Below are 26655 nucleotides of genomic sequence, written 5' to 3' on the forward strand. Positions count from 1 at the left end.
CGTCCTTCAAATGTCCGCTTTGTGAAGGATGCCAGGGCCGCTTCAATGACCAGATGAAGGCGCGAAGCGGAAGTCTAATGGCTGTCAGCCAACTTTTCTGTCCCATTGCGCCTATTTAGGAGGGGTGTAGAGGGCTATGGAGTAGATATAGTTCTCATCGCTATCCCGCATGGCCCGCCATCAACTCACATTCTCAGCACCTGTGCAGAAACGGCCCAATCCTAACCGTGAGCAGAGCATCGTATCGGGTTGGCATGCGACCGTGATCCGGTGCCATACTTGTCGGGCAAAGTGTCTCCCGATAAATGCGGGATGTTGCATGCCGTGTCCGTCCTAACTGCGTATCCACCATCGTCACCATCTCAAGGGCTGTTCCAGTTGAACGGCTTTTGTTCACTCAGCCGGCTTCGTGAAAGGGTTTCCATGCGTTCCTGCCTTCGTTTCGGGTTGCTGACCCTTGCCCTTGCCATGCCGATCGAGTGTTTCGCCCAGAATGCGGAAACTTTCACAGCCGCGGATGGATCCTATACGTTCCAGTATCCGCAAGATTTCACGCTGAGCCATATGTTTGCTGACGGAACCGGAGATGTGACGGGTGTCACAGCCTCCTCCATGGAAAACGGCGATGTCAGCATCACCTTCCTTGGGCCGCGCGATCCGGGCGACATTGCAGAAGTCAGCGAGCAAAACCAGCAAGCCATTGTCGATGAATTCACAAAGGCCATTGCAGTTCTGTCATCGATCAGGTTCCAGTCGTCGAAGATGACGACGATGCTCGGCCAACCTGCCGTCGACATGGTGTTCACCAACAAGAGGTTCAAAACCGTCGCGATCAATCGGTATGTCTTCACGGTGCACGACGGCAAAGCCTACAATTTCGAGTGCATTTACCGCGAGGACAAGGCAGAGCAATTCGCGCCCGCCTGCGATCTTGCTGTTTCTACCGTCAGCATGCTGGCCGCCAATGCGAGTTCATCCGACGATACGGAAGAGGACAGCAGCGCCAGCACATCGGCAGCCGGATCCTGCACCGAACAGGAACTGAACCGCCGTACTGTCGAGGTTACGGAACGGGCCTCCAACCTGCTGATGAAGGATCAGTCGCCAGCGGCGATCGCACGGGTGAAAGAGGCGTACGACGCAGCGGCAGGGATCGATACACGGGCAGGTTCACAGCCGTCCGGACAGGATTGCCTCGACGTCGACGCGATCATCGAAACACTAAGGTAACAGGCTTTTCGGAACATAGGGTCAGGAAGCCGACCAGACTGTATGCGGCGCCGAATGGTTCATTCCGCCCATTCCGGGTCTCCTGTGAAAACGACGGTGAGCCAGCGGTCTGGTCCCTCACCGCCGACCGCCTCGCCGATCTCGTCGCGCAGCGCATCCCATTCGCCGATGGTGCGGGCAGGCGCATCGGCGGGTACGATGAAATAAAGCTCGATTTCTCTGGATCTGCCAACCCGCGCCACATAGGCGCGATATGAAGCAAGGCCGTGCTTTTCGACAAAGGCCTGCGCCACAGTGTCGACATGCGCCTTGAGACCGGAGGGCGTGACAAGGAAGATGTCGGCCAGCGCCTGCCGGATGGTCGAGACCGGCAGCGGGATGATGAGCAAGCACACGATCGCCAGCACGGCCGGATCGATATAGGGTGAAATCCACTGCCATTCGGTGCCCTGCACGGCATAGCCGATGCAGAACGCGACCAGCAGCGCGGCGGTGATGCCGGCCGACATGATCCAGCCCCTGACGTCGAGCCGCACGAATTCGGACCCGATCCTGCGGTTGGCGCGGGCCTCGACCATGGCGATGGAGACGCAGGCAACCACGGTGACGACCGCATAGACGATGGCCCAGCCGAACTCGAGGTTTCGCCCGCCTTCAAGCAGGCTGCTGGCCGCATTGACCAGCGCATAGACCGCGACACCGATCAGCAGCGTGCCGTTCAACCCCAGCACCATCGGCTCCAGATGCCAGAACCCCATGGAGAAGCGCTCCCGCAGCTTGCGCGACAGCCCCCTGGAAACGGCATAGGAGGTTATGAGGTTGACCACGAACTGCGACAGCAGGCTCATGCTGGCGTCGATCAGCGAATAAACGCCATCGAAGATGATCGAGAACGAACCCGAAATCAGGCCAAAGCAGATCCCGAGCGACGAGATCACCAGCGTCACGGCAACGGACGTTCTGAGCACGCCGCGTTCGTCACTCAGATCGAAGAATGCGGGTTTTTCGGACATGGTTTTGCTGTGAGCCTGAGATCTGTGATGGAAAGCGGGCCGTGATGAAGAGCGTTCGGAACGCGGCATATTCTGCGGTGCAGAATATCCGGGGTCAGCACCTCATGGTCAAGGTACACCCGAAAAAGGATCGGGATGAGTGCATTTGCAGCCACGCTCTATAGGGCAATTTTCATACAATACTGAACGCCCGCACCTCGCTGCCCCACCTCCCCTGCTGCCGTCTCACGTTTCGGCGATGGCTGCCTACGGGTGGACGATCTTCGTCGCGCAGGGTATCTGCCACAGGTGATCGGCACCGGCCTTTCGCCGACATCCGGCCGCCGCCCTCCGGCGGGCAATTGCGACGGCGAACGACAAGGTGCAACCAGCAGCCATCGGGGCAGGCATGTTTCGTTTCATCCATTCCAGCGATCTGCATCTTGGCAAGCGCTTCGGCAATTTTTCAGGTGACCTGCCGGTCAGGCTGCGGGAGGCGCGACATGCCGTCATCGCCAGGCTGGCAGGACACGCACTTCAACATGGAGCCGGGACGGTGCTGCTTGCGGGCGACACGTTCGACACGGAAACTCCGGCCCCGGATGTGCGCCGGCAGGCGCTCGCCGAAATGGCGCATCATGCGTCCGTGCGCTGGGTGATCCTGCCCGGCAACCACGATTCCCTGCAGGCAACGCAATTGTGGACGACGCTGCGCGCGGAAGCACCGGAAAATGTGGTGCTGGCAACCGAGCCCGGCCCCTTCGAACTGACCGCCGGCGTCACCCTGCTGCCCGCTCCCTGCACCACGCGTCGGCCCGGCCGCGACCTGAGCGCGTGGATGGATGCGCAGGCGACGCCGGAAGGGGCGCTGCGCATCGGGCTTGCCCATGGCGCGATCCAGAGCTTTTCCGAAGACGCCGCGGCAAGCGAGGTGATTGCGCCGGACAGGGCGCGGCGCGCCGGCCTCAACTATCTCGCGCTCGGCGACTGGCATGGCACCATGCAGATCGATCCCCGCACGCATTACAGCGGCACGCCCGAGCCCGACCGCTTCAAGCACGATCGCCCCGGCGAAGCCCTGCTGGTGAGCCTTGCCGGCCCTTCCGCCATGCCTGAGGTGACACCGCTTGCCACGGCAAGCTTCAGCTGGAGCACGCTTGAACTTCACCTGCTTGACGGCGACGATCCCGTTCGCGCGATGGAAGCCGTGCTGCCGACAGGCAGGGACCGCCGCCATTGCCTTTCGCGCATCGTGGCATCAGGACAAAGCCATCTCGAAGGACACGCAAGACTGGTGCAGGCGGTTGAAAGTGCCGCCCCGGATTTCGCCTTCCTCGAACTCGATGATACGGATCTGGCAATCCAGTGCGAAATTGCCGATCTCGACCTGATCGACCGTGCCGGCGCCCTCCGCGAAGCCGCCAATGCGCTGCTGGTGGAGGCTTCCGAAGAAAGCCGCCCGGCTACTGATCGCGACATAGCGCGTGCGGCGCTGGCCCGGCTTTATTTCCTTGCGCAGGGAGCCACGGCATGAAGATTTCAGCGCTGCGGCTGTTCAACGTCAAGCGCTTCGGCGGACGCGGAGTGGCGATCGAAGACATTGGCGACGGCGTCAACGTGCTGTCGGAGGCCAACGAATTCGGCAAGTCGACCAGCTTCGAGGCCCTGCATGCGCTGTTCTTCCAGCCGCATTCGAGCGTGTCGGCCGACGTGCGCAGCCTGCGGCCCTACAGTGGCGGCAACCCGCTCGTGGAAGCCGACATCGCCACGGCCGAAGGGCGCTTTCGCATCACCAAGCAATATTATGGCGGCCGCTCGGCACGGGTGACGGATCTGGGCAGCGAACGGCTGGTGGCGCAGGCCGATGAAGCCGAAAATTTCATCGCCGGGCTGATCAGGGGCGGCAGCGCCGGACCGGCGGGACTGCTCTGGGTCCGACAGGGCATCACCGGCATCGAGGCACGCAGGAAGTCCGAGGAGGACAGCGAGAAGCAGGCGCGCGCGGGCCTGCTCGAATCCGTGCAGGGCGAGGTGGAAGCCATCACCGGCGGGCGGCGCATGGCCGAGATCGCCAGAGTGGTCGGCGAGGAAATCGAAAAGCTGGTCACCAAAAGGGGGCCAAAAGCTGGCGGGCGCTATGCCGCTGCAATCGAAACGCGCGACAGGCTCACCGCCGAAGAACAGAGACTGTCGGCCGAAGTCACGTCCCTGCGCGCAGCACTCGACCAGCGCGCCACGACGGCCAGACGGCTTTCCGAACTCGAGCAGCCGCAGGACAGGCAGGAGCGCCGGGCTGCGGTCGAAAAGGCACAGGCGGCCCTGAACGCGGCAAGATCGCAGAGAGAAATGCTGAATGCTGCGGAAGCGAAGTGGCAGCTCAGCCGCGACCGCCGCGATCTTGTGGCGCAGAATCTCGGCACCTTGCTGGAGGCGCAGGAAAAGGCGCAGGCACTGCGGGGCAGGCTCGGCGAAGCCGAACTCAGGCATGTCCAGACCGCCGAAAAGCGGCGCGAAGCGGCCGCGGCAATGAGCAAGGCGAGGGCACAGGCCGAAGCGGCCGAGCAGCAGGAACAGGAAGCCCGCGATCTGCTTGTCCGGCTGGATGCGGCGCTGAAGGCGCGCGATGCCGCCGAGCGTCACACAGCCTTGCAGGAGCGGCTGAAGCAGGCCGAAGACGCCCGCCTCGCGCTGGAACAGGCTGAGGCAAGGCATGCCCTTGTGAAGATCGACCCGAAAGCCATCGACGATCTTCAGGTGCTCGATGTCGAGATCGCCCGGCTGCGCGCCATCGGGGATGCCGCCCGCCCGTCCATGATGGTCGCCTATGAACCGGGTGCGGCGCACTCCATGGAGCTGGACGGTGTTGCGCTGACGGATGGCGAAGAACGCCGCTATGACGGCGAGGCGCATCTGTCGGTGCCGGGCATCGGCGCCATCACGCTGCGCTCGAACCGCCCTGCCCCGGACGACAGCAGGCTGAAGCAGGCCGTGGAAAAACGGCGCGCCTTGCTGGCCGCGCTGGAAGCCGATGACCTTGCAGCCGTCAGGGCACGTCACGAACAAGCCCAGCAGATCGCCGTCGAGATGCAGGGACTGCGCAGCCGCCTGTCCGCGCTGGCACCCGCAGGGCTGGCAAAGCTGCGCGAAGAAGTTGCCGCGCAGGAACCCGCCACCGTCGAGGCGGTCGAGATCACCGGCGAGCCGGAAGAGGTCCGGGCGGCCCACGCGCAGTCGGATGACAACCGCAAGGCTGCCAGGCAGGCGCTGCGGGAGGCCGAACCCCTGCAGCGCATCGCCGATGAGGCGTTCATCGCAGCACAAACCGATCTCGCGGCCCTGCGCGCGGAGCTTACCCAGATCGAGGCCGCCCTCGGCCCGGAGGACGGCCGCGCCGAGCGCCAGCAGGAACTGTCCGGGCAGCTCGACGAAGCCGCGCGCAAGCTTGAAGCCGACCGGGCTGAGCTTCAGAAGCTGCGCGACAGCGCCGTCGATCTGGAATCGGTCGAGGCCGCGCTTCGCCGTGCCCGCTCGGTCGAGGAGGCGGCCGAAAAGGAAGCCGCGGCGCTGCGCGAGACGATTGCCGAACTGAACGGCCTGATCAGGGCTCTGGCTGACGACGCCGTCGAAGAGAAATGGCACGAGACCAGAGAAGCCCTTTCGGCCGCGAATGCCCGCGTCGCCGCGTTTGAGAAAGAGGTAAGCGTCCTACAAAGACTGTCCTCGGCGCTGGAGAGTGCCCGCACCGAGGCCAGCGATCTCTATCTCAAGCCCGTCATCACGGAACTGCGGCCATTGCTTGGGCTCCTGTTCGACGATGTTGCGATCAGCTTTGACGACAAGACCCTTTTGCCGCGAACCATCCTGCGCAACGGGCAGGAAGAGGAGGTGGAACGCCTCAGTGGCGGCATGCGCGAGCAGCTTTCGGTGCTGACGCGGCTGGCCTTCGCGCGCCTGCTGGCCCGCGACGGCCGCCCGGCTCCGGTTATTCTGGACGACGCGCTGGTCTATTCCGACGACGACCGCATCGAAAAAATGTTCGATGCGCTGCATCGCCAGTCGCGCGACCAGCAGATCATCGTCTTTTCCTGCCGTCAGCGCGCCTTCCAGAAGCTGGGCGGCAACATATTGAGGATGACCGACTGGCAGCCGTAGAGCGTTTCCAGGAAAAGTGGAAACACTTTTCCGGTTCGGAAACGCGACAAACCAAAGACTTAGAGCCGTTCAGTGATTCCGTAAAACACGGAACGGCTCCATGCCGTCACACGGCCAGCGAGTGGCGCGCAGCACCACGCCCGAGATAGCTGTCGAATTCGGCCGCGACGGAGCGCACAAAAGCGCGCGCCTCGGGCTGCACCATGAAGCTGCCGTCCTGCCGGACGAGCACATCGGGAAAGCGTGCGCACATAGTGCGCGCCTCTTCGACGACCGCACCGGCCGCCGTGCCGAAACGCACCGACGCCTCGTCCACCGAAAAGCCGAAGTCGCACATCAGCCGCTCGATCACCCAGGCGCGCACGCGGTCCTCGCCGGAAAGCTCGAAGCCGCGCATTACCGGCAGCGTTCCGGCCTCCACCGCCCGCCGGTAATCGCCCATGGCGGTGGTGTTCTGGGCGTAGCCCTCGCGCATGCCGCTGACCGACGATGGTCCGAGCCCGATCAGCGTTTCGCAGCCATCGTCGGTGTAGCCCTGAAAATTGCGCCGCAGCGTGCCACGACGCGCGGCCAGCGCAAGGCTGTCGCCCGGCAGGGCGAAATGGTCGAGGCCGATCGCCTCGTAGCCGACCTCGCGAATGAGGGCGGCGGCCCGTGCCGACTGCGCCATGCGCGCCTCGCGGCCGGGCAGTGCGGCTTCGTCGATCAGTTTCTGGTGCTTCTTGAACCATGGCACATGGGCATAGCCGAACAGCGCCACCCGGTCGGGCTTCAGCGACAGCGAAAGCGCCACCGTATCGGCGATGCTGTCGACGCTCTGGTGCGGCAGGCCGTAGACGAGATCGAGATTGATGGCCGAAACGCCCCGCGCCCGCAGGCCATCGACCACGGCGCGCGTGTCCTCGAAGCTCTGCTCGCGATTGATCGCCTTCTGCACTTCGATGCGAAAATCCTGCACGCCGAGGCTGGCGCGCGTGGTGCCGACAGCGGCGATGGCGTCGAGACGCGCCTCGTCCATGTCGGTCGGATCGATCTCGACGCTGACCGACGCATCCGCGGTGAACCCGAAGGTGGCGCGCAGCGTGTCGATGAGGCGTTGCAGATCCTCAGGTGTCAGAAGCGTGGGCGAGCCGCCACCAAGATGCACCGCGCCCACCTGCACCGTTTCAGGCAAGGCTTCAGCCACCAGCGCAATCTCGCGATAAAGCGTCCCGAGATAGGCGGCGACCGGCTCGTAACGCAGCGTATGGCGGGTATGGCAGGCACAGAACCAGCACAGCCGGTCACAGAACGGGATATGAATATAGAGAGATACCGCTTCGCCGTCCTTCACCGCAGCCATCCAGCGTCGCACGGTTTCATGGCCGACACCTTCGTGGAAATGCGGCGCGGTGGGATAGCTCGTATAGCGTGGAGCAGTGTCGGCGAATTTGAAAGCGGTTTGCGCAGACATGAAACCTCCTTGTCATACGCAAAACTCTGACGTGAAGTAATTCATCCTGCGTTGACTCTGATCAAACCCCGCACAGCAAGACAAACTGACGCGGCGCGTCAATTGCGCTAAGGTGCTATCGATGAACCGAAAGGTGGCCAGATCGTGCGCAAGGACGTTCATACTGACGGTATTCCCGTATTGTGCGTGTCCTGCGAGGCGCGTCACAAGGGCGTTTGCGGCGCGCTTGAGCCTGAGCAACTCGTTGCGCTGGCAAAGACCTCACATAAGCATCATGCCGAAAGCGGTTCCGAACTGCTGGGCGACGCCGAGAAGATCGACACCTATGCCAATGTCCTGTCGGGCGTGGTGAAGCTGACCAAAACCCTTTCGGACGGGCGCCAGCAGATCGTCGGCCTGCAATTCGCGCCGGATTTCCTCGGCAGGCCATTCAAGACCGAAAGCGAGCTGAACGCCGAGGCCGCCACCGAAGTCTCGCTCTGCTCCTTTCCGAAGGCTTCCATCGAGCGGATGATGCAGGCTTCGCCCGAACTGGAACGACGGCTCTACAAGCAGGCGCTCAAGGAGCTGGACGACGCCCGCGAATGGATGGTGACGCTCGGGCGCAAGACCGCGGCAGAAAAGATAGCCTCCTTTCTGCTGATGATCGCGCGCCACATCGATCCTTCGGCAGCACCGGACCGCAACTCGGCCAGCTTCGACCTGCCGCTGACCCGCGCCGACATTGCCGATTTTCTTGGCCTGACCATAGAAACCGTCAGCCGGCAGCTCACACGTCTGCGCGCCGACAAGGTCATCACCATCGAGAACAACCGGCACATCCTCGTACCGGACCTCGCGCGGCTGGAGGCCCGGGCCGGAAACTGACCCGTTCGGCCCTCACGCTTCCACGCAGCTTATCTCGGGCAATACATGCTCGCGCTCGAAGGCAACATGGCGGCGCTGGCCTTCGAAGAAGCCGCGCAGCATGAAGCCCAACGCCTCGGGATTGTCGACGCAGCCGTCTCGCCCGAGCAGAAGAAGGGCTTCGCTCAGTTCTCCGGCGAAGCACTCGTCCTCGACATGCTCGGCCAGCAGCCTCTCCAGCGAGCCGCGCCCTCGTCCGCGCCGCTCAAGCGCGCGCTCATAGGCCGGCAGCAGCGTTTCCTCCTCGAAACGGTGAATGCCGCGCACCAGCGGCTCCAGTTCGCAGGCGATCATCAGGCATTTGCGGCGATCGACGCTCGCCGGCAGCGAGTCGGCCACTTCCTCAAGCAGGCCGCACAGCCGCAGCATCTGCGCGTGGGCCAGTTCCACGATGGCGATCATGCTCTCCTGACAGCGCGGCTGGCGCGCCTCTCCTCCCTGCAGGGTCGTTATCCGTATGGTTTTCATTCTGCCTGACCCGATCGAATGCGACACACAATGGCTGCGGCGACGCGTCACGGCGTTGACATGGATCAATGCGCTTCACGCTGGAAACACCCAATGAAGAAGGATGCCGGCAGATGTCATCTGCGCTGCCGGGCAAGGATCGGGGACTCTGGATGACCAACGGACCATATATCGTCGGCCTGGGCCTGTTTGCGTTCATCGCCCTTCTTGGGGCGGGATTTGCAGCTGACCAGCCCTTCGCCCAGCACATGTGGGTGCTGTTCTTCGTACTCGTCGGCGCGACCTTCGTGCTGATCCGCCGCGCGCAGTTCGCGCCCGCGCAGGCGCCCGATCCGGACGCCTACATGGACGGGCCGATCCGCTACGGCTCGATTGCCACCATCTTCTGGGGGGTGATCGGCCTGACCGTCGGCGTGGTCGTGGCGTTGCAGCTTGCCTTCCCCGATCTCAACATCGAGCCCTGGTTCAATTTCGGCCGCATGCGGCCGCTGCACACTTCGGCCGTCATCTTCGCCTTCGGCGGCAACGCGCTGATCGCAACCTCTTTCTATGTGGTGCAGCGCACCTCGCGCGCGCGGCTCTTCGGCGGCGATCTCGCCTGGTTCGTGTTCTGGGGCTACCAGCTCTTCATCGTCATGGCGGCGACGGGCTATCTGCTCGGCATCACCCAGAGCCGCGAATACGCGGAACCGGAATGGTATGTGGACATCTGGCTGACCATCGTGTGGGTCGCCTATCTGCTGGTCTTCCTCGGCACCATCCTGAAGCGCAAGGAACCCCACATCTATGTGGCCAACTGGTTCTACCTCGCCTTCATCGTCACCATCGCCATGCTGCACATCGTCAACAATCTGGCGGTGCCGGCATCCTTCGTGGGCTCGCGCTCCTATTCGCTGTTCTCCGGCGTACAGGATGCTCTGACGCAGTGGTGGTACGGCCATAACGCGGTCGGCTTCTTCCTCACCGCCGGCTTCCTCGGCATGATGTACTATTTCGTGCCGAAGCAGGCCGATCGCCCGGTCTATTCCTACCGGCTGTCGATCATCCACTTCTGGGCGCTGATCTTCCTCTACATCTGGGCCGGCCCCCACCACCTGCACTACACCGCCCTGCCCGACTGGGCGCAAACGCTGGGCATGGTGTTCTCAATCATGCTGTGGATGCCTTCGTGGGGCGGCATGATCAACGGCCTGATGACGCTCTCGGGCGCCTGGGACAAGATCCGCACCGATCCCGTCATCCGCATGATGGTGGCAGCCATCGCCTTCTACGGCATGGCCACCTTCGAAGGCCCGATGATGTCGATCAAGGCGGTCAACTCGTTGTCGCACTACACCGACTGGACGATCGGCCACGTCCACTCCGGCGCGCTCGGCTGGAACGGCCTGATCACCTTCGCCGCCCTCTACTTCATGGTGCCGAGGCTGTGGGGCCGCGCGCGGCTCTACTCGGAGCGCCTCGTGGTGTGGCACTTCTGGCTCGCCATGATCGGCATCGTCGTTTACGCGGCCGTGATGTGGGTGTCGGGCATCATGCAGGGCCTGATGTGGCGGGAATACGACGAGCAGGGCTTCCTGGTCTATTCCTTCGCCGAAACCGTCGAGGCCATGTTCCCCTACTATCTGATGCGTGCGCTGGGCGGTGCCCTCTACCTCGCCGGTGCAATCATCATGGCCTACAACCTCACCATGACCATTCTCGGCCACCAGCGCGAGGAGGAGCCGATCGGCGGCAAGGCCGCTTCGCCCCGCTCCGCTGCCGTGCCGGCCGAATAGGAGTTTGACCGAATGGCTCTTCTTGACAAGCATCGCGTCATCGAAAAGAACGCCACGCTTCTTCTGGTCGGCTCGCTCTTCGTGGTCTCGATCGGCGGCATCGTGGAAATCGCACCGCTGTTCTATCTCGAAAACACCATCGAGAAGGTCGACGGCATGCGACCTTACTCGCCGCTGGAACTGGCCGGGCGCAACATCTACATCCGCGAAGGCTGCTACGTCTGCCATTCGCAGATGATTCGCCCCTTCCGCGACGAGGTGGAACGCTACGGCCACTACAGCCTGGCGGCGGAATCGATGTACGATCATCCGTTCCAGTGGGGATCCAAGCGCACCGGGCCTGACCTTGCCCGCGTTGGCGACCGCTACTCCAACGAATGGCACGTCCAGCACCTCATCGAGCCGCGCTCGGTGGTGCCGGAATCGGTGATGCCGAGCTACGCCTTCCTGAAAGACAAGAACCTCGACATCCGCAATTTCGAGACGCATCTGGTCGCCAACCGGCGCGTCGGCGTGCCCTACACCGACGAGATGGTCGAGAACGCAGTGGCCGACCTGCAGGCGCAGGCCGATCCCAACGCCGACACATCCGGCGTCGAGGAACGCTATCCGAAGGCCAAGCTTGGTGATTTCGATGGCGATCCCAACCGCCTGACCGAAATGGACGCGCTGGTCGCCTATCTGCAGATGCTCGGCACGCTGGTCGATTTCACCAGCTACGACGAGCCCGACGGCTCGCGCTAGGAGGCTTCCATGGAAACCTACACCTATCTGCGCCAGCTCGCCGATTCGTGGGGGCTGCTGTTCATGACGCTCTTCTTCATCGGCGTCGTGATCTTCGCCTTCCGCCCCGGCAGCCGCGAACAGGCCGACGAAGCCGCCCGCATTCCGCTCAAGGACGACTGACATGAGCCACAAGGAAATCGACGAAATCAGTGGCGTCGCCACGACCGGCCATGAATGGGACGGCATCAAGGAACTCGACAATCCCATGCCGCGCTGGTGGCTGTGGACCTTCTACGCCACCATCTTCTGGGCACTCGTCTACACCATCGCCTATCCGGCATGGCCGCTGGTGAATTCGGCGACCTCCGGCCTGCTCGGCTGGTCGAGCCGTGCCGACCTGCGCACCGAGCTGACCGCGGCGGAAGTCGCCAAGGGCGATTACGTGGCTGCCATCGAAAAGGCTTCGGTCGAAGAGATTCTGGCCGACGACACCCTGCGCCAGTTCGCCATTTCGGCGGGCGCCGCGGCCTTCAAGGTCAACTGCGTGCAGTGCCACGGCTCGGGCGCGGCCGGTTCGCCCGGCTATCCGAACCTCAACGACGACGAGTGGCTGTGGGGCGGCTCGCCCGAGGAAATCCGCACCACCATCGCCCACGGCATCCGTTTCGCCGGCGATGAGGACACCCGCATTTCCGAAATGCCGGCCTATGGCGACATTCTCAGCCGCGAGGAGATCGCCGACGTCGTGAAGCATGTCGTGGCGCTGTCCAGCGGCGGCGACCTCACCGGCCCCGGCGCCGAAACCTTCGCCAACAACTGCGCCGCCTGCCATGGCGAGGCCGGCAAGGGCGGCCTCGAGTTCGGTGCGCCGGATCTCACCGATGCCATCTGGCTGTACGGGTCGAGCCCCGCCGAGATCACCGCCCAGGTGCGCCAGCCGCGCCATGGCGTGATGCCGGCCTGGCAGGCGCGTCTCGGTGAGACGACGGTGAAGGAACTGACCGTTTACGTCCATTCGCTCGGCGGGGGCCGCTGATCCCAACCTCCGGTCCCAACCTGCAAAGGGGCCGGGCGATAAGCCGGGGGGCTGGAGGGTCCGGCAGCAATGCCGGACCCTCTGACGCGGATGAATGTCACTGTGCCGCACCCCGTGCTTGACCCAGATCAAGCCAGCCGGGGCAGGTTCAGGGCATGGCTGGACGACGGTTAGGTACGGTCAGGAGAAGAGTATGTCCGGCACAGTCGAGTTCGAACGCCATGACGCGCAGGCGGTCAACTCTGCCAAACTGCGCCAGCCGCTCTACGCCGCGCGCAAGAAGATCTTTCCCAAGCGCGCCAACGGCTCGTTCCGCAATTTCAAATGGCTGATCATGGCCATTACGCTCGGCATCTACTACCTGACGCCGTGGATTCGCTGGGACCGTGGCCCGCATGCGCCCGATCAGGCGGTTCTGGTCGACATCGCCAACCGCCGCTTCTATTTCTTCTTCATCGAAATCTGGCCGCAGGAGTTTTTTCTCGTCGCCGGCCTTCTGGTGATGGCCGGCCTCGGCCTTTTCCTCATCACCTCAACGGTCGGGCGCGCGTGGTGCGGCTATACCTGCCCGCAGACCGTATGGGTCGATCTCTTCCTCGTCGTCGAGCGCGCCATCGAGGGCGATCGCAATGCCCGCATCCGCCTCGATCAGGCTCAATGGACGGCACGCAAGATCGCGCTCCGCACCGCCAAGCACGCGATCTGGATCGCCATCGCGGTGGCAACCGGTGGCGCGTGGATCTTCTATTTCTCCGACGCGCCCTATCTGGCCATGGATTTCGCGACCGGGCAGGCAGCCCCCGTCGCCTACATCACCGTCGCCGTCCTCACCGCCACCACCTATGTGTTCGGCGGGCTGATGCGCGAGCAGGTCTGCACCTATATGTGCCCCTGGCCGCGCATTCAGGCAGCCATGCTCGATGAGCATTCGCTGACCGTGACCTACAATGACTGGCGCGGCGAGCCCCGCTCCCGCCATGCCAAGAAGGCTGCGGCAGCCGGCAAGCCGGTCGGCGATTGCGTGGACTGCAACGCCTGCGTGGTGGTGTGCCCGATGGGCATCGACATACGCGACGGCCAGCAGCTCGAATGCATCACCTGCGCCCTGTGCATCGATGCCTGCAACGGCGTCATGGACAAGCTCGGCCGCGAACGCGGCCTCATCTCTTACGCGACACTGGCCGACTACAACGCCAACATGGCTCTGGCGACAGGCGACGGCGCCCATGACATCCGTCCTTCGCTGGTCCGCGATGCCTCCGGCCGCATTTCCGACGCCATCTCGACCTTTCATCTCGGAAAGCTGTTCAGACCCCGCACCTTCATCTATTTTGGCGGATGGGCGCTGGTCGGCGTACTGCTGATTTACGGGTTGCTGACCCGCGACCGGCTGGAGATGAACGTGCTGCACGACCGCAATCCGCAATATGTGGTGCTTTCCGACGGATCGATCCGCAACGGCTACACGGTCAAGCTGCTCAACAAGATCCCCGAGCAGCGCACCGTCACCGTCAGCCTGGATGAGCTTCCCGGCGCGACGATGAATGTCGTGGGCCTCGATCATGAGGAAAGCAGCACCATCACGGTGACGCTGGAGCCGGATCGCGCGCGTTCGCTCAAGGTCTATGTGCGCCAGCCCCGCGAAGGGGCGAAGAGCCCCGGCAAGGCGCAGCGTCTCGTTTTCCACGTCGAGGACAAGTCCAGCCTCGATTCCGCCGACTATGTGACCAGCTTCGAGAGCCCGGAGTGAGAATGATGAGCCAGCAGTTCACCGGCCGCCACTTCCTGTTGATCATGGTCGCCTTCTTCGGCGTCATCATAACCGTCAACGTCACCATGGCCGTCTATGCCAATACAAGCTGGACGGGGTTCGTGGTGCGCAACTCCTACGTCGCGGGCCTCGAATTCAACCGAAAGTCGCGCGAACACCGCGAGCAGGTGGCGTTGGGCTGGAACACGACGGTGACCGGAACCGGCGGCACCTTCCGCTTCGCGCTGGCCGACGCCGAAGGCAATCCCGTCGCCCTGAAGGCCGGTACGGCCCAGTTCCGTCGCCCCGTCACCGATGCCGAGGATACGACGCTCGCCCTTGCACCCGCATCGGGCGGTGCGCTCGACGCACCTTTCGCGCTGGGTGACGGCGCCTGGATCGTGGAGATCGAGGCCGACGCCGGCCGCGACATGCCATGGCACGAAATCCACCGCATCATCGTCAGGGACGGGGCCATCAGATGAGTTGCTGCGCGCCCGGAAGCGAAGATCTTGCCAGAGCGCTGGCCGCGCTTCCGTCCGGCGAGGAAGTCGCCTTCGCCGCGCGCGATATGGGTGACGGGACGCGTCAGGTCGAGCTGTCGGTGCCGGGCGTGCATTGCGCCGCCTGCATCCACGCCATCGAGACCGCACTGGGCAAGCTGGATACGGTCGAGCGGGCGCGCGTCAACCTTTCCACCAAGCGCGTCAGCGTTCGCTGGCGCGGCGATGACCTGCCTCCGATCGTCTCAATGCTCGATGGGCTCGGCTATCCGCCGCACTTGTTCGACGATGCGCAGGACGGCAAGGACCCGGTGCTTTCGGAACTGCTGCGCGCGCTGGCCGTGTCCGGCTTTGCCGCCGGCAACATCATGCTGCTTTCCGTCTCCGTCTGGTCGGGCGCGGAAGGAGCCACACGCGACCTGTTCCACTGGGTCTCGGCGCTGATCGCCCTGCCCGCGCTGGCCGTGGCCGGCGGCATCTACTACCGTTCGGCGTGGAGCGCCCTGCGCCATGGGCGCATGAACATGGACGTGCCCATCGCCATCGGCATCACCATGGCCTATGCCTTGAGCATCTACGACACCTGGCATTCCGGCACCCATGCCTATTTCGACGCTTCGGTGACGCTGCTGTTCTTCCTGCTCATCGGCCGCACGCTCGACCATGTGATGCGCAACAAGGCCCGTGCCGCCGTGGCCGGCCTCGCGCGGCTCAGTCCGCGCGGCGCTCTGGTGCTGTTCGGCGACGGCACCCGCGACTATCGCCCCATCGCCGAGATCGAGCCCGGCATGCGCCTTCTGGTCGCCGCCGGCGAGCGCATTCCCGTCGATGCGAAGGTCGTGCAGGGTGCATCCGACCTCGACTGCTCGCTGGTCAATGGTGAGAGCGCGCCGCTTGCCGTGGCTGCCGGAGCCGAGATACAGGCCGGTACTCTCAACCTGACCGGACCCCTGACGCTGGAGGCCACACGGCCCGCCTCCACCTCATTCCTTGCCGAAATGATGCGGCTGATGGAAGCCGCCGAGGGCGGGCGCGCCCGCTATCGGCGCATCGCCGACCGCGTATCGGCCATGTATGCGCCGGTGGTGCACCTGACCGCGCTCGTCACCTTCATCGGCTGGATGCTGGCCGGCGCCGACTGGCATCAGGCGGTCACCATCGCCATCGCCGTGCTGATCATCACCTGCCCCTGCGCGCTTGGCCTCGCCGTGCCCATCGTGCAGGTGGTTGCCGCGCGGCGCCTGTTCGAGAACGGCATCATGGTCAAGGACGGGGCTGCCATGGAACGTCTGGCGCAGGCCGATGCCGCCGTCTTCGACAAGACAGGCACGCTCACCCTCGGCCATCCGCGTCTGACCAATGTCCATGAGATCACGCCGCGCCTGCTTGGCATCGCCAGCGCGCTGGCCGCCCATTCCCGCCACCCGCTCTCGCAGGCCATCGCCGAGCAGGGCGGCGGCACCCCTGCGCCTCACTTTGACAAAGTAGAGGAACTGCCGGGCTTCGGCATGGAGGCCACTGCGGGGGACACGATCTGGCGGCTCGGCCGGGCCAGCTGGGCAGAAAATGATTCGCAGGAAAGCGGTACGGTCCTCTCCCGAAACGGTGAAATCGTTGCCCGTTTCACTTTCGAGGATGAGACCCGCGCCGGCGCGCGCGCCACGATCGCCGCGCTCAGAGCCAGCCTCGGCCCGGTTGAAATGCTGTCGGGCGATACGGAAGCGGCCTGCCGCCGCGTCGCCGGTGAGCTTGGCATCGATGCCTGGCGGTCCGCCCTTCTTCCCGCCCAGAAGGTCGAGCGCATCGAGCAGCTTGCGCAGGAAGGCCGCAAGGTGCTGATGGTGGGCGATGGGCTGAACGACGCGCCGGCGCTGGGCGCCGCCCATGTCTCGATGGCGCCCGCAACCGCTGCCGACATCGGCCGCAACGCCGCCGATTTCGTGTTCCTGCGCGAGAGCCTCGCCGCCGCAACCACGGCGCGTGACGTCGCCCTGCGTGCCGGCCAGCTCATCCGCCAGAACATCGGCATCGCCATCGTCTACAACATCATCGCCGTGCCGATCGCCATTCTGGGCTATGTCACGCCGCTGATCGCGGCCATCGCCATGTCGGGCTCGTCGATCCTCGTCATCACCAATGCGCTGCGGCTGATGCGCGCCGGCCGTACGGAGGATGAAGGCAAGACACGGCAGGTTACGGAGCCTGCAACGGCATGAGCATCCTCATCTATCTGATACCTGTTGCCCTATTCCTCGGGGCCATCAGCCTGCTCGGCTTCCTGTGGGCACTGCGCAGCGGTCAGTACGACGATCTCGACGGCGCCGCCGAACGCATCCTGCTCGACCCGGAGGACACGAAACCGAAGTCCTGATTCGCCTCCTCCTCTTTATGCTGCTGCACCGCAATCAAAGCGCATCCCGCCATCCGGCTGCGGCTCCGCCGCGATACACGATCACGGATAGCACGACACTCAAACGCGGCCTTTGACAGCGAACCCTCCGATTCGCAGCCTCTGCGTCAAAATCACAGGCCAAAGACCGTTTCCGCCAGCACAGGTTTAACCCCGAGGACGGTTCGACTTTATAACCGGAATGAGGGAAATGGTGCTGCCAGTAGAGGATTGAACTCTCGACCTCTCCCTTACCAATTAAGGGCCCATATATTATAAGTCATTGTAATACAACGCATTTATTGATTTCGTGCTAACAACGTGCTGGTATGATAGATGGCTTTCTGTGCATAGCTATGCAACTCCTCGTCGGAAAGCGCGATGATGATAGTGAAGTCAGGCATTCTCGACGGATGATATACTGGCTATCACACGCAAAATTCGCATGGAGAAGGATGGCCTTGGGAACGCGGGAGGTTCGCGATTAAAATCCGCACGATCTCATCAGTGCATAGTCCACCAAATCTATTAAGATGCCTCCAACTCCAGTGGGATAATGTTTCCGACGTCCAGGAAAGGAAACGACGATGCTGACAGAACGCGAAAGGACACGGAGACTGGGTCTATGGGGCGAAAGGAAGGCGTTCGCTCTCCTACAGCGCGCCGGTTTTTTACATATACGAGACATGAACGAGGAAATTTTCAACTTCCCGTTCGCCGACATCTACGCTGAAAGGGACCGTGAAAAATTCCTGATCGGGGTCAAGACGAGGAACATGTATCAAGTCAGCGGTCCGTTGAATCCCAGCTTTAACGTGCGGAAGAAGGGGTTCGACGTAGATGCGATCGCAGCAAAGTATGAGGCGACATTGGCTTGGGTTGCGGTTCAAGTGATACCGGAGTTAGGTACCTATTGGGCACATTTCGGCACCGTTGATAAAATTCAGGAACAGGGTGAGCGGTTCTCAATTCCGATGACGAAACCTCACTTGGGGCGGTACGAGTGCCTCGCAAGGGAGGAGACTGACGAAACCCTCGACCCTAGATTTTCTAACGGCGGTTACCCTAGCTTCCTTTCTATTGCGCGTCCGAAGGATAGCCTGTGTCCCGTGTGGGGCAACACTTAGTGCAAGCCAAAGAACTCTTCGCTCGCCCTTTTTACCGCTGGCTGTATCTGGGACATGACAGCTAACCAAACTAAGGAATGCATATGTCCCATCTGAAAAACCTCAAGCTTGCCAACGCCAAGCCTCTCGCCACTCATTCCGACCCTATCCAGCGAGCACGCGACACGGTCGTGGACGCACTTGCCGCACAGAAGACGATGGTCGAAGCCAAACTTGCCGGCCAGCACTACGCACCGACGCACAAGGTCTGGCGCAAGAACGAGGCTGGCCAGCGCGTGCTGGTGGAAGCGCCGAAGCGCGTCCGCCAGGGCTGGTTCCAGGACGCCTATCGCAAGATCTTCTTCGGTCTGCGCTATGCGGGCAAGGCCATCGAGTTCGCAAAGGATAAGAACGCCATCGAGGTTGGCCAGCTGGACGCGTTGCCAGATGTCATCGACACGCTGATCGAGGCCGTGCGGGCCGGCGAACTCGACACGCAGCTTGCTGCAGCGGCCGCCGAACGCAGCAAGCAGCTGCGCAAGGCCGGATAAACTGCGCAGTTTTCGCAGCGTAGTATCCGAAGGGCATGTGATCATGAATGGTCCCATGCCCTTCGTGCGTTCCAGCGCTGCCGGAACACTGTTGACCTGAGACCCATCTTCCCTCCGGTTTTCAGGAGAGTCTTGGGTTTTCAATCTGGCGTCATGCGGCCTGTTTTTCCATAGCTATTTTCATTGCGAACTCGTTGGGGGTGATGTTGCCCAGCGACGAGTGCGGTCTGTTTCTGTTGTAATCCTCCTTCCATGCAGTGATTGCGGCGCGGGCCTGAGCGAGCGACGAGAACAGCGTCTCGTTCAGGCACTCATCGCGGAAGCTGCCGTTGAAGCTTTCGACGAAGCCGTTTTGCATCGGCTTGCCGGGGGCGATGTAATGCCATTCCACCTTGGCCTCCTGGCACCATTTGAGGATGGCCATGCTGGTCATCTCCGTCCCGTTGTCCGAGACAATCGTCCTCGGTTTTCCGCGTCTGGCGATGAGACTGTCCAGTTCGCGGGCAAGCCTTGCGCCTGACAGGGATGTATCGGCAACCAGGCATAGGCATTCTCGGGTGAAGTCGTCGACGACGGCCAGGACCCGAAAGCGGCGACCGTCGGTGAAGGCATCGCTGACGAAGTCCAGGCTCCAGCGCTCGCCCGGACGCGACGGCAAAGCCAGAGGACGTCTCGTGCCCAAGGCCCGCTTTCGGCCGCCACGCTTGCGCACCGTCAGCTTCTCCTCCCGGTAGAGACGCCGAAGCTTCTTCAGGTTCATGACGATCCCCTGCCGGTCGAGCATGACGTGGAGACGGCGATAACCGAAGCGCCGCCGTTCGGACGCCAGCTTCTTCATGGCCTCGCGGATGGATGCATCGTCAGGCCGCACGCTGCGATATCGCATGCTCGACCGATCCACCGACAGAACCTCGCACGCCCGACGCTGGCTCACCCCGTGCTGCGCACAGACGTGAGCCACCGCATCCCGCTTCACATCGGGCGTCACCATTTTTTTGCAGCAACATCCTTCAGGATCGCATTGTCCAGCACGGCCTCGGCGAGCAGCTTCTTCAGCCTGGCGTTCTCGTCCTCAAGCGCCTTCAGTTTGCGGGCATCCGACACGTCCATGCCGCCATACTTTGCTTTATATTTGTAGAAGGTTGCGTCCGAGATGCCGTGCTTGCGGCAGACATCGACTGTCTTCGCGCCCGCCTCCTGCTCCTTCAGTATCCCGATAATTTGTTCTTCCGTGAACCGTGAACGCTTCATTCGTCCGTCTCCTCATTGCGACGGACTCTACCAAAATCTGGAGGAAGTTCAGGGGCGCAGGTCAAATCTCATCTTCGTGCGGAGAGCAAAGGAAGGTCAGAAACCCGCAATCGAGAAAACGACGATCCAGTCAGCAGAATTCAGCGTAACGATGACGGTCGCAAAGGTCTCTGACTTCTCGCAGGTTTACGCGGCGCTTGGAGAAACGAAACGAAAGATCCCGGCACGCGTCCTGCGGTTCTTCAAGGAACAGCTATATGACCTCGTGCACGCATCTGCCGACACCGACAAGAAGATCGCGGTGGTCGACTACGAGGACATCGAGACAGCAGACGAGGTAGAGTTCGTCGTCGGTGTCGGAGTGGCTCGCTCGCAGGTGGAGTTCGGAGAAAAGGTCACCCAGCGTGTTCAGGATGCGCTAGCCAAGAAGGGCTACGAAGGAATTACCGCAGACGAGGTCTTCACAGATTGCCTTCTCGACAAATCCAAGTTCCATGCAGGTGACCTTCTGGAAACCGCTTTCCCTGGCTATGGCAGGTCCAATAGAACCTTTATCCCGGTGTTCAGATATCTCCGATCTGCAGGAATCACCTCGCAGCAGAAGCTAGATGAGTCCAAATACGAAGGGGCAAAGAAAGTCGTTCGGAAGCTGTCTGGCGCAGACTACGCCCCGTCTAACTATGCCAGCCGGTACAAAAAGGAATTTTCCGACCTCTCTACCAAGGAGATCATCGAGAAGGCGGCGAACGCCACAGAAGCGGTCCTCATGCTGGCCTTCCAGCCATCTGCCACAGTTGATCTCGATTCTCTAGCAAGCTTCCTCCGCGCAAATTCCACGTCTATCGAGAAAGAACCCTACAAAACGGCATATCGGAAGCTGGTATGCCGCTATGACCGGCTCGCCTTCGGATTTTGAAGAAGTATTCTCGCGCCGTGCGGCCGGACGCCAGAAGTCGACTTACCGCTTCCCACCCCAAAGACATCCTAAAAAATCGTCAGACCCTTTGGATAGGAAATCATGTACAATGCCGGTTTTGGAGCACCCAGTCAGATCGGACGCAGCAATCTATAATCTCAGGCCCAACTCGAAACTATTTTTTTCCGAGAGTGCACTGTGCACGGTTGCTATTCATAGCTCCCCTCAAGCTGCTTGGCGAAGTCGTCGGGGACAACATCGGAATAATACATCTCGATCATCTTGACTGATGTGCGCATGTTGACAGCCAGAGTGTAGACGTCCGTTCCCTTGCGAAGCTGTCGCGTGGCATAGGTATGGCGAAAGCTGTAGGCAGAGCGGGGACGACCGAACACGTCTTCCTTCAAGCCAGCAGCGTCGAGCAAGGCGTTCAGGCTCTTCTTGAAGGATTGCGCTCGTTCGCCAGCAGCGTTCACGAACACCGCTTCTGTCATTTTTGGCTCCCGTTTATGCACTGTAACAAACGCATCCCAGAGATTGCAGAAGCTCTGGAAAGCTTCGACATTCGGTACCAACTGCTGAGGTTTGCGCCCCTTGCCATATGCGAGAAGGCGAATGCGCTGGACAGAAAGTGGCTTGCCGCGTTCTTCCTTGAAGCCAACGACGTGACCCCAGTCGAGGTTGAAGAGTTCAGTCGGCCGCATACCGGTTGCGAGCGCGATGCTGATGAAACAGTAAAGCACCATCCGCTCATAGCGGACCCGGCTTTCGAATGCCGTCGAATCGGTCCACACCGACGGCGCCAGCTTGCTATTACGTCGCTGCTGCGAGCCGAAAGCTTCTATGATGCGCTTTTCTGCAACCGCGAATAGCTTCTCGATTTCGGCGTCGTTGAAAGATGGCCGTTTATTGCGTTGCTCCGCAACAAGCTCGACCTTCGGAACTTCGGATGGCTTGATGTGGCCGAGACGCACGGCATGTTTAAACACTGACCGCATGGTAACCGCTTCACGCCGCAACGTGCTGAGCGTAGCCTCTATATGACGCGCGGGCCGATGGAGCTTCTTGCCTTGCCGCTCGTAGATGATGTGGGTTTCCTGACTGCCTGGCCCTGCCGTCCAGTAGGTGCGTCGCCAGTTGAGATAGTCATGCAGCTTCGGCGCGTTGATCGAGGTGATGGTGCTCTTGCCGAAAAATGGGATCATGTACCGCTCGAGAACCGCACGATCAGCAACAACCTTCGAAAGCTTGCTGGCATTCGTGCTAGCTGCCGCTTCCGCACTGGCGAGATATTGGCGCGCCACCTTGTCGAAGGAGGTCTTACCCGGCAGAATTCCTTCCTCGGCGCTCCAGACCGCTCGCCGGTACTCATGCTCGGCTCGCTTCGTCGCCTCCATCAAGTCGGATGTTTTCAAACCGATGCGCTTCTGGCCTTGGCCGGGGATTGAGAATCGCACCCAATAATTGGGGCTGTCTGGTCTCTGAAACACAACGTACAAGGACTTTTGAGAATCATGCATAGGGTCGCCACCAGCGAGTTACTGTGGTGTGCCGGCGTGCTAGGTCCGTGCTACCAGCACGCTCCGGTGTATTCCTAAGTTATTGAAAAACATGAAACAGGGCAAACACGTGCTAGCCCTTTCTGGATATCAGAAAATCCAGAAAACCCAATAATTTCAAGGGGATAATGGTGCTGCCAGAGAGGATTGAACTCTCGACCTCTCCCTTACCAAGGGAGTGAGTGAGGCGAGAGCCCTTGAAAACAAAGGGTTTCACACTAAGAACCGGACAGATATTTCACGATATGTTCCGCTGTATCTGTCAGGTTTCTGTCATAGCTGTCACGGTCGAAACCAAGCCACAATCTTCGCCACGCTCTCCCCGAACATGACCACACCCACGGCTATGCCGAGAATGCCGACGATGCACCACTTAATAAAGTTCCCAACCGTGGCGATGGATCGGACAAGGCGGATGCCATCGTTGAGCGTGTCTACCTCATCAGGCCGAAGCCCGGACAGGAACTCCTTTGTCTTGTCCGGCAGATCGTCAAACCGCTTTGCATCGTTCATTCCCAGCACCCCTGCCGCTTTCCGAAATTGTTATGAGCCGCCACACCTTCTCCGGTGGCGCGCAAATCAGGATCGCCCGCCAGCTTCACGGCTCCGGTCGCAGTTACTGGCACCCGCCGCCAGCCATCACATACCGAGGCTGGCGCACTCGTCTTGCAACCCGCCAAGCTCACGGCAAAGGCGAGCGCTATCCATGTCGCGTATCTGGTCATCGACCTTTGTCCTTTCGCGCAGCACGTCGATTGATCGGGTGAGAATGGCCTGCCTTTCGCTCGCAGCGCCCCGCTGGTAGCCGTGGAGCCATGACAGACCCATGAGAGAGGCTGCGACGGCCAAAGCGCCGAGCACGCGGCCGAGGGGCGACGCAAGGAAGGCGATCATCCCGAAACCTCGGATTTGATCTGACGAACTGCGGCGACGATCTGGCTACGAAGAAGGAGAAGCACCAGAATGATGACCAGCAGCACCACGCCACCGGCGACGATGGCCTGCCAGTCCATGCCGAAGATGCCGCCAAGGCCGAGAGCCGCAATGCCGCCGCCTCCGGTGAGCTTGGTCCACAGGTCGGATTTCTCTTTCACCTTGGTTTCGACCCGCTCGGGGACGACTTCCTTCTCAACCTCCATCACAACCGGTGGCGGCGTGTCGGGCTGGGCGGCCATCTTCAGGGCCTCAGAACGCACACCAGAGACGCGCGAGGTCCAACCCTTGCCGAAGGTAGGCCAAGTCTTGAGGCGCTTCAGGAAGGCCATGCGCTTGTCGCACAGGCTGTTGATGATTGTAGCACGCATCATGCTGCGGGTTTTTGCCAGCGTATCAGGGCCGATCCGGCCATCCTGCTTGGCTCCGACGACCGCCTGAAGATACTTGATCGCGCGGTCAGGCCCCGAATTCACCGCGAAGTCAAAGACGGCGTAATCAATCCCGCCCGGCAGGTCAGAGCCGCGCACCGCATCCCAATAGTAGCGCTTGTAGATCGTGGCGACCTGCTCGTCGGTGATCCTGCGCAGATCGTCTTCGCGTCGGCGCTTGGCCTCCATGGCCTTCTCGGCATCTTTGCGCGCTCTGGCTGCTGCTTCCTCCCTCTTCTGCTTTTCGCGGACGCGCTTGTAGAATTCGGGGTTGTGACCGCCGTATCGGACAAATCGTGCGTGATCGTATTCGAGCATGGTCATTCTCCTGCCACCAAACCAGCGCCGGCCATGGCTTGCTTAACCCGGCGAGCGCGCGCCTCGTAATCGACCTTTGGCGCCTCGGGCTCCATGCGGCGGATAGGCGTGACATTGCTCGTCGGGGCTGACTGATGACCGGCTATCCGTTCCTGAAACGCCCGCTCCTTGTCGCAGAGATCGAGATAGGATTCGCGATTGAGCCAGGTTGACGAGAGAGGCACATAGGCCCGCTCGTTTTCCTTCAGATTGCGGGAGTACCAGCGCGCGCCGTCGATGATGTCTTGGGGGTCGGCTCCCATGAGTACGTGCTTGCGGTATGTCTCTCGGGCCAAGCCACGTCCGTCCGTATGGCGGGCAATGGGGAGCCAGATTTTCCAGTAGTCAGAAAATCCCTCGGGCTCTGGTGTGCGAACCTTGCTCATAGTGCCTCCAGAATGAGCCGGACGTTCCCGCCTTTGACTGGCAGGCCCCGGCAAAGCTCGATGTTGAATTTGCTGTCATCAATGCCAACGACTGCGGAAATGCCGTCGAGATAGGCTTTGATGCTCGAAAGCATCCCGTCGATATCGCGGACGCGATTGTCTGGCGGGGAGAATATGGCAGTGACCTTCAGGGCCTCAGCGTCGATCCTCGATACCTGTGCCTTGCGTGCTGCAATACCTGCGGCCAGCTTGGCAGCCTTCGTTGCCTTCGCCTTTCGCGCCCAGTGGACACGAGCATTCGGATGCAGCGTATGGGAGGGCCAAGGGAGATCTACGGAGAGCGCGCTCACAGGAACCCCTCCTGCACTGGCTCCGGCGCTTTCTGCGCCTCTACGAACATATCTGGCTGCGCGTATGCCTTTCGGATGCGCTCACAGGCGATCTCGAAATACCCCTCGTCAATCTCGATGCCGACGAACGACCTGCCGAGTTTAACACAAGCGACACCGGTCGATCCTGAGCCCATGAAGGGATCAAGCGTGACTCCATCAGGGCACTTTCGCAAAAGCCGCTGCAGGAGGGCTACGGGCTTTTCGTTGGGATGACGCCGACCATTTTTAGCCATGCTCTGGACTGGCGGACAATAGATGACGTTACTCTCGTCTCTCCGTCCTACAAACCCGTGCCCTATTACATAGATCTCTTCGCTGGACGGCTTCCATGGCAAATCGAGCGCGCCCATTCCAAGAGCCGGGCCCTTGTCCCATACAAGTACCATACGGCACATCGCAGGTTCTGGCCTTTTGCGAGAGCCAAACATAAGGGTCGGCGGGATCGAGTTATGAGACGACAAGAAATCGGCTAGAAAATAATCGCGAACCCCACAATCCACATCGCCAATAATCTTGCGACCAGAGGCCCACAATCTATCCGTGGCGTGGCCGCTGCGGTAATCTATCCCATACGGCGGATCGGTCACCATAGCATCGACCTTGCCGAGCGTCGGCAGGATTTCGAGACAGTCGCCCAGCAGCAACCTGCAGTCTCCAATCTGGACCTCTTTGCGGATAGGGCTCATCACCACCCCCCAAAAAACAGTGCGAGGCCGACGAGAACCGCAAGGCAGATCGCGCCAAGAGTTATGGCGAAGGCAAAAAACACAGAGACAGCCAAGGAAATGGCCTCAGACACCGTATCAAGACGCTTGTCGCGTCTGACGATGCGGTCAGGCTCTACCTCGTAGTCGTGACAGTTGGGGCGGGGGGTCATGATGCATCCCCTTTCGGCTGACGCGCATTCTGCAAAGCTCGGGCATGGCCGGCATAGGTCGCTGCCTTTTGTTCGTAGTGCCGCTGAAGGCCGCGAAGCGCACGCGCCAATGTGGCGTCCGAATTCTCACCGAGCCAAGGCGCGCGTAGACCGAAGCCTGCCGACTTAGCCTCGTACCAGACGCTGCCATCGCGCTCTGTCCGAACAACTCTCAGGGTCGAGAGGCGATTGAAGCCCGAGCTTTGCGTGCCGGTCGCCTCCAATCGGCTATCCGACGACGATTTATGGACAGTCCACGAATAGCCGGGCATGATCTTGGTCAGTTCGGTGCGAAACTCTTTCGGGGTCATGCCGCTTCCTCCATGCTCTGGAGAATGGCGCGGCCGATCAGTTCCGGGATTTGCGGGACGACTGCGTTTCCGAATGCCTTAATCGCGCCCAAGCTTTCGGAAATCCCATCAGCCAATTGCTGAATAGCGGGTTCAGGCGCATTCCGATGCACCCATCCTTGGCTAA

At 61.5% G+C, this 26655-nt stretch carries 28 protein-coding genes; 15 read left to right on the top strand and 13 right to left on the bottom strand.

The genetic code is table 11. The annotated features are described in order from the left end of the window. The first annotated feature begins 279 nt into the window (after positions 1 to 279). Entirely contained in the window at positions 280 to 1230 is a 951-nt protein-coding gene (locus MIC97_RS08750) for a hypothetical protein (RefSeq protein ID WP_239799706.1), read from the top strand. A gap of 59 nt (positions 1231 to 1289) precedes the next feature. Here the strand turns inward: MIC97_RS08750 and MIC97_RS08755 are convergent, their stop codons facing one another. Beyond that, positions 1290 to 2243, bottom strand: a complete 954-nt coding sequence (locus tag MIC97_RS08755) for a cation transporter (RefSeq protein WP_239799707.1) — start codon at positions 2241 to 2243, stop codon at positions 1290 to 1292. Between the two features lie 388 nt (positions 2244 to 2631). Here MIC97_RS08755 and MIC97_RS08760 point away from each other — a divergent pair, with 388 nt between their 5' ends. Then, positions 2632 to 3756, top strand: a complete 1125-nt coding sequence (locus MIC97_RS08760) for a DNA repair exonuclease (RefSeq protein ID WP_239799708.1) — start codon at positions 2632 to 2634, stop codon at positions 3754 to 3756. Continuing rightward, a complete protein-coding gene (locus MIC97_RS08765) occupies positions 3753 to 6374 on the top strand; it encodes a DNA-binding protein (RefSeq protein WP_239799709.1) in 2622 nt (873 codons plus the stop codon). Before MIC97_RS08760 ends, MIC97_RS08765 begins: the two co-directional genes overlap by 4 nt. Positions 6375 to 6480: 106 nt before the next feature. Here the strand turns inward: MIC97_RS08765 and hemN are convergent, their stop codons facing one another. After that, entirely contained in the window at positions 6481 to 7827 is a 1347-nt protein-coding gene (gene hemN / locus MIC97_RS08770) for an oxygen-independent coproporphyrinogen III oxidase (protein WP_239799710.1), read from the bottom strand. A 144-nt stretch (positions 7828 to 7971) separates the two neighbouring features. Between hemN and MIC97_RS08775 the strand changes: the two genes are divergently transcribed. After that, entirely contained in the window at positions 7972 to 8694 is a 723-nt protein-coding gene (locus tag MIC97_RS08775; protein WP_343060563.1) for a Crp/Fnr family transcriptional regulator, read from the top strand. Between the two features lie 12 nt (positions 8695 to 8706). On the opposite strand, the gene MIC97_RS08780 is transcribed toward MIC97_RS08775, so the two are convergent. Next, positions 8707 to 9201 carry a hemerythrin domain-containing protein gene (locus tag MIC97_RS08780; RefSeq protein WP_239799711.1) on the bottom strand — a complete coding sequence of 165 codons (495 nt, stop codon included), beginning with the start codon at positions 9199 to 9201 and terminating at the stop codon, positions 8707 to 8709. Between the two features lie 152 nt (positions 9202 to 9353). Here MIC97_RS08780 and ccoN point away from each other — a divergent pair, with 152 nt between their 5' ends. From ccoN to MIC97_RS08830, 10 genes are all read left to right on the top strand, one after another. Beyond that, positions 9354 to 10976, top strand: a complete 1623-nt coding sequence (gene ccoN, locus MIC97_RS08785) for a cytochrome-c oxidase, cbb3-type subunit I (protein WP_239799712.1) — start codon at positions 9354 to 9356, stop codon at positions 10974 to 10976. Positions 10977 to 10988: 12 nt separating this feature from the next. Beyond that, positions 10989 to 11720, top strand: a complete 732-nt coding sequence (ccoO, locus tag MIC97_RS08790) for a cytochrome-c oxidase, cbb3-type subunit II (protein ID WP_183824597.1) — start codon at positions 10989 to 10991, stop codon at positions 11718 to 11720. A gap of 9 nt (positions 11721 to 11729) precedes the next feature. Continuing rightward, a complete protein-coding gene (locus tag MIC97_RS08795) occupies positions 11730 to 11882 on the top strand; it encodes a cbb3-type cytochrome c oxidase subunit 3 (protein WP_183824600.1) in 153 nt (50 codons plus the stop codon). A 1-nt stretch (position 11883) separates the two neighbouring features. Next, positions 11884 to 12738, top strand: a complete 855-nt coding sequence (ccoP, locus tag MIC97_RS08800; RefSeq protein ID WP_183824603.1) for a cytochrome-c oxidase, cbb3-type subunit III — start codon at positions 11884 to 11886, stop codon at positions 12736 to 12738. Between the two features lie 193 nt (positions 12739 to 12931). Then, positions 12932 to 14488 carry a cytochrome c oxidase accessory protein CcoG gene (gene ccoG, locus MIC97_RS08805; protein ID WP_239799713.1) on the top strand — a complete coding sequence of 519 codons (1557 nt, stop codon included), beginning with the start codon at positions 12932 to 12934 and terminating at the stop codon, positions 14486 to 14488. A gap of 2 nt (positions 14489 to 14490) precedes the next feature. Continuing rightward, positions 14491 to 14973, top strand: coding sequence for a FixH family protein (locus MIC97_RS08810; protein WP_239799714.1), 483 nt, complete (start codon positions 14491 to 14493; stop codon positions 14971 to 14973). Beyond that, positions 14970 to 17207, top strand: a complete 2238-nt coding sequence (locus MIC97_RS08815) for a cation-translocating P-type ATPase (RefSeq protein WP_239799715.1) — start codon at positions 14970 to 14972, stop codon at positions 17205 to 17207. Before MIC97_RS08810 ends, MIC97_RS08815 begins: the two co-directional genes overlap by 4 nt. Next, on the top strand, positions 17204 to 17362 hold the full coding sequence (gene ccoS, locus MIC97_RS08820; RefSeq protein WP_183824616.1) for a cbb3-type cytochrome oxidase assembly protein CcoS: 159 nt from the start codon (positions 17204 to 17206) through the stop codon (positions 17360 to 17362). Before MIC97_RS08815 ends, ccoS begins: the two co-directional genes overlap by 4 nt. Positions 17363 to 17967: 605 nt before the next feature. Beyond that, positions 17968 to 18507, top strand: a complete 540-nt coding sequence (locus tag MIC97_RS08825) for a hypothetical protein (protein WP_239799716.1) — start codon at positions 17968 to 17970, stop codon at positions 18505 to 18507. An 83-nt stretch (positions 18508 to 18590) separates the two neighbouring features. Beyond that, positions 18591 to 19037, top strand: a complete 447-nt coding sequence (locus MIC97_RS08830) for a hypothetical protein (protein WP_239799717.1) — start codon at positions 18591 to 18593, stop codon at positions 19035 to 19037. A gap of 151 nt (positions 19038 to 19188) precedes the next feature. Here the strand turns inward: MIC97_RS08830 and MIC97_RS08835 are convergent. Then, positions 19189 to 20288, bottom strand: a protein-coding gene (locus MIC97_RS08835) for an IS3 family transposase (RefSeq protein ID WP_239799263.1) whose coding sequence is annotated in 2 segments (ribosomal slippage) — positions 19189 to 20036 and positions 20036 to 20288 — 1101 coding nt in all. Because the reading frame shifts where the segments join, the coding sequence is not laid out codon by codon here. Between the two features lie 151 nt (positions 20289 to 20439). Between MIC97_RS08835 and MIC97_RS08840 the strand changes: the two genes are divergently transcribed. Next, entirely contained in the window at positions 20440 to 21204 is a 765-nt protein-coding gene (locus MIC97_RS08840) for a hypothetical protein (RefSeq protein WP_239799718.1), read from the top strand. 209 nt (positions 21205 to 21413) lie between these two features. On the opposite strand, the gene MIC97_RS08845 is transcribed toward MIC97_RS08840, so the two are convergent. From MIC97_RS08845 to MIC97_RS08885, 9 genes are all read right to left on the bottom strand, one after another. Continuing rightward, positions 21414 to 22619, bottom strand: a complete 1206-nt coding sequence (locus MIC97_RS08845; protein WP_239799719.1) for a tyrosine-type recombinase/integrase — start codon at positions 22617 to 22619, stop codon at positions 21414 to 21416. Positions 22620 to 23045: 426 nt separating this feature from the next. Further along, positions 23046 to 23276: a hypothetical protein gene (locus MIC97_RS08850; RefSeq protein WP_239799720.1), complete on the bottom strand. Its 231-nt coding sequence runs from the start codon at positions 23274 to 23276 to the stop codon at positions 23046 to 23048. A 126-nt stretch (positions 23277 to 23402) separates the two neighbouring features. After that, positions 23403 to 23657: a hypothetical protein gene (locus MIC97_RS08855; protein WP_239799721.1), complete on the bottom strand. Its 255-nt coding sequence runs from the start codon at positions 23655 to 23657 to the stop codon at positions 23403 to 23405. Continuing rightward, on the bottom strand, positions 23654 to 24445 hold the full coding sequence (locus tag MIC97_RS08860; protein ID WP_239799722.1) for a glycosyl hydrolase 108 family protein: 792 nt from the start codon (positions 24443 to 24445) through the stop codon (positions 23654 to 23656). The genes MIC97_RS08855 and MIC97_RS08860 overlap by 4 nt, the downstream gene beginning before the upstream one ends. A 2-nt stretch (positions 24446 to 24447) precedes the next feature. Continuing rightward, on the bottom strand, positions 24448 to 24870 hold the full coding sequence (locus MIC97_RS08865) for a hypothetical protein (protein WP_239799723.1): 423 nt from the start codon (positions 24868 to 24870) through the stop codon (positions 24448 to 24450). Further along, the gene (locus tag MIC97_RS08870) at positions 24867 to 25220 is read right to left on the bottom strand and encodes an endonuclease (protein ID WP_239799724.1); all 354 of its coding nucleotides are present in this window, start codon (positions 25218 to 25220) and stop codon (positions 24867 to 24869) included. Before MIC97_RS08870 ends, MIC97_RS08865 begins: the two co-directional genes overlap by 4 nt. After that, positions 25217 to 25906, bottom strand: a complete 690-nt coding sequence (locus MIC97_RS08875) for a DNA methyltransferase (RefSeq protein WP_239799725.1) — start codon at positions 25904 to 25906, stop codon at positions 25217 to 25219. The genes MIC97_RS08870 and MIC97_RS08875 overlap by 4 nt, the downstream gene beginning before the upstream one ends. A gap of 41 nt (positions 25907 to 25947) precedes the next feature. Further along, complete coding sequence (locus MIC97_RS08880) at positions 25948 to 26139, bottom strand: hypothetical protein (protein WP_239799726.1); 192 nt, start codon at positions 26137 to 26139, stop codon at positions 25948 to 25950. Continuing rightward, positions 26136 to 26489 (bottom strand): hypothetical protein, encoded by a 354-nt coding sequence (locus MIC97_RS08885; RefSeq protein ID WP_239799727.1) that lies wholly within the window; start codon positions 26487 to 26489, stop codon positions 26136 to 26138. Before MIC97_RS08885 ends, MIC97_RS08880 begins: the two co-directional genes overlap by 4 nt. Between the last annotated feature and the right edge of the window lie 166 nt (positions 26490 to 26655).

The sequence above is a fragment of the Aquamicrobium sp. NLF2-7 genome (assembly GCF_022359935.1).
Lineage (GTDB): Bacteria > Pseudomonadota > Alphaproteobacteria > Rhizobiales > Rhizobiaceae > Mesorhizobium > Mesorhizobium lusatiense.

What these genes read in the sequence shown, in the direction of transcription:
- MIC97_RS08855 (WP_239799721.1), bottom strand. Translation starts at nt 23,657, where the DNA reads ATGATCGCCTTCCTTGCGTCGCCCCTCGGCCGCGTGCTCGGCGCTTTG.
- MIC97_RS08765 (WP_239799709.1), top strand. Translation starts at nt 3,753, where the DNA reads ATGAAGATTTCAGCGCTGCGGCTGTTCAACGTCAAGCGCTTCGGCGGA.
- MIC97_RS08830 (WP_239799717.1), top strand. Translation starts at nt 18,591, where the DNA reads ATGTCCCATCTGAAAAACCTCAAGCTTGCCAACGCCAAGCCTCTCGCC.
- MIC97_RS08885 (WP_239799727.1), bottom strand. Translation starts at nt 26,489, where the DNA reads ATGACCCCGAAAGAGTTTCGCACCGAACTGACCAAGATCATGCCCGGC.
- ccoP (WP_183824603.1), top strand. Translation starts at nt 11,884, where the DNA reads ATGAGCCACAAGGAAATCGACGAAATCAGTGGCGTCGCCACGACCGGC.
- MIC97_RS08880 (WP_239799726.1), bottom strand. Translation starts at nt 26,139, where the DNA reads ATGACCCCCCGCCCCAACTGTCACGACTACGAGGTAGAGCCTGACCGC.
- MIC97_RS08780 (WP_239799711.1), bottom strand. Translation starts at nt 9,201, where the DNA reads ATGAAAACCATACGGATAACGACCCTGCAGGGAGGAGAGGCGCGCCAG.
- MIC97_RS08810 (WP_239799714.1), top strand. Translation starts at nt 14,491, where the DNA reads ATGATGAGCCAGCAGTTCACCGGCCGCCACTTCCTGTTGATCATGGTC.
- hemN (WP_239799710.1), bottom strand. Translation starts at nt 7,827, where the DNA reads ATGTCTGCGCAAACCGCTTTCAAATTCGCCGACACTGCTCCACGCTAT.
- ccoG (WP_239799713.1), top strand. Translation starts at nt 12,932, where the DNA reads ATGTCCGGCACAGTCGAGTTCGAACGCCATGACGCGCAGGCGGTCAAC.
- MIC97_RS08825 (WP_239799716.1), top strand. Translation starts at nt 17,968, where the DNA reads ATGCTGACAGAACGCGAAAGGACACGGAGACTGGGTCTATGGGGCGAA.
- MIC97_RS08755 (WP_239799707.1), bottom strand. Translation starts at nt 2,243, where the DNA reads ATGTCCGAAAAACCCGCATTCTTCGATCTGAGTGACGAACGCGGCGTG.
- MIC97_RS08850 (WP_239799720.1), bottom strand. Translation starts at nt 23,276, where the DNA reads ATGAACGATGCAAAGCGGTTTGACGATCTGCCGGACAAGACAAAGGAG.
- ccoS (WP_183824616.1), top strand. Translation starts at nt 17,204, where the DNA reads ATGAGCATCCTCATCTATCTGATACCTGTTGCCCTATTCCTCGGGGCC.
- MIC97_RS08840 (WP_239799718.1), top strand. Translation starts at nt 20,440, where the DNA reads ATGACGGTCGCAAAGGTCTCTGACTTCTCGCAGGTTTACGCGGCGCTT.
- MIC97_RS08815 (WP_239799715.1), top strand. Translation starts at nt 14,970, where the DNA reads ATGAGTTGCTGCGCGCCCGGAAGCGAAGATCTTGCCAGAGCGCTGGCC.
- MIC97_RS08795 (WP_183824600.1), top strand. Translation starts at nt 11,730, where the DNA reads ATGGAAACCTACACCTATCTGCGCCAGCTCGCCGATTCGTGGGGGCTG.
- ccoN (WP_239799712.1), top strand. Translation starts at nt 9,354, where the DNA reads ATGACCAACGGACCATATATCGTCGGCCTGGGCCTGTTTGCGTTCATC.
- MIC97_RS08760 (WP_239799708.1), top strand. Translation starts at nt 2,632, where the DNA reads ATGTTTCGTTTCATCCATTCCAGCGATCTGCATCTTGGCAAGCGCTTC.
- MIC97_RS08860 (WP_239799722.1), bottom strand. Translation starts at nt 24,445, where the DNA reads ATGCTCGAATACGATCACGCACGATTTGTCCGATACGGCGGTCACAAC.
- MIC97_RS08865 (WP_239799723.1), bottom strand. Translation starts at nt 24,870, where the DNA reads ATGAGCAAGGTTCGCACACCAGAGCCCGAGGGATTTTCTGACTACTGG.
- ccoO (WP_183824597.1), top strand. Translation starts at nt 10,989, where the DNA reads ATGGCTCTTCTTGACAAGCATCGCGTCATCGAAAAGAACGCCACGCTT.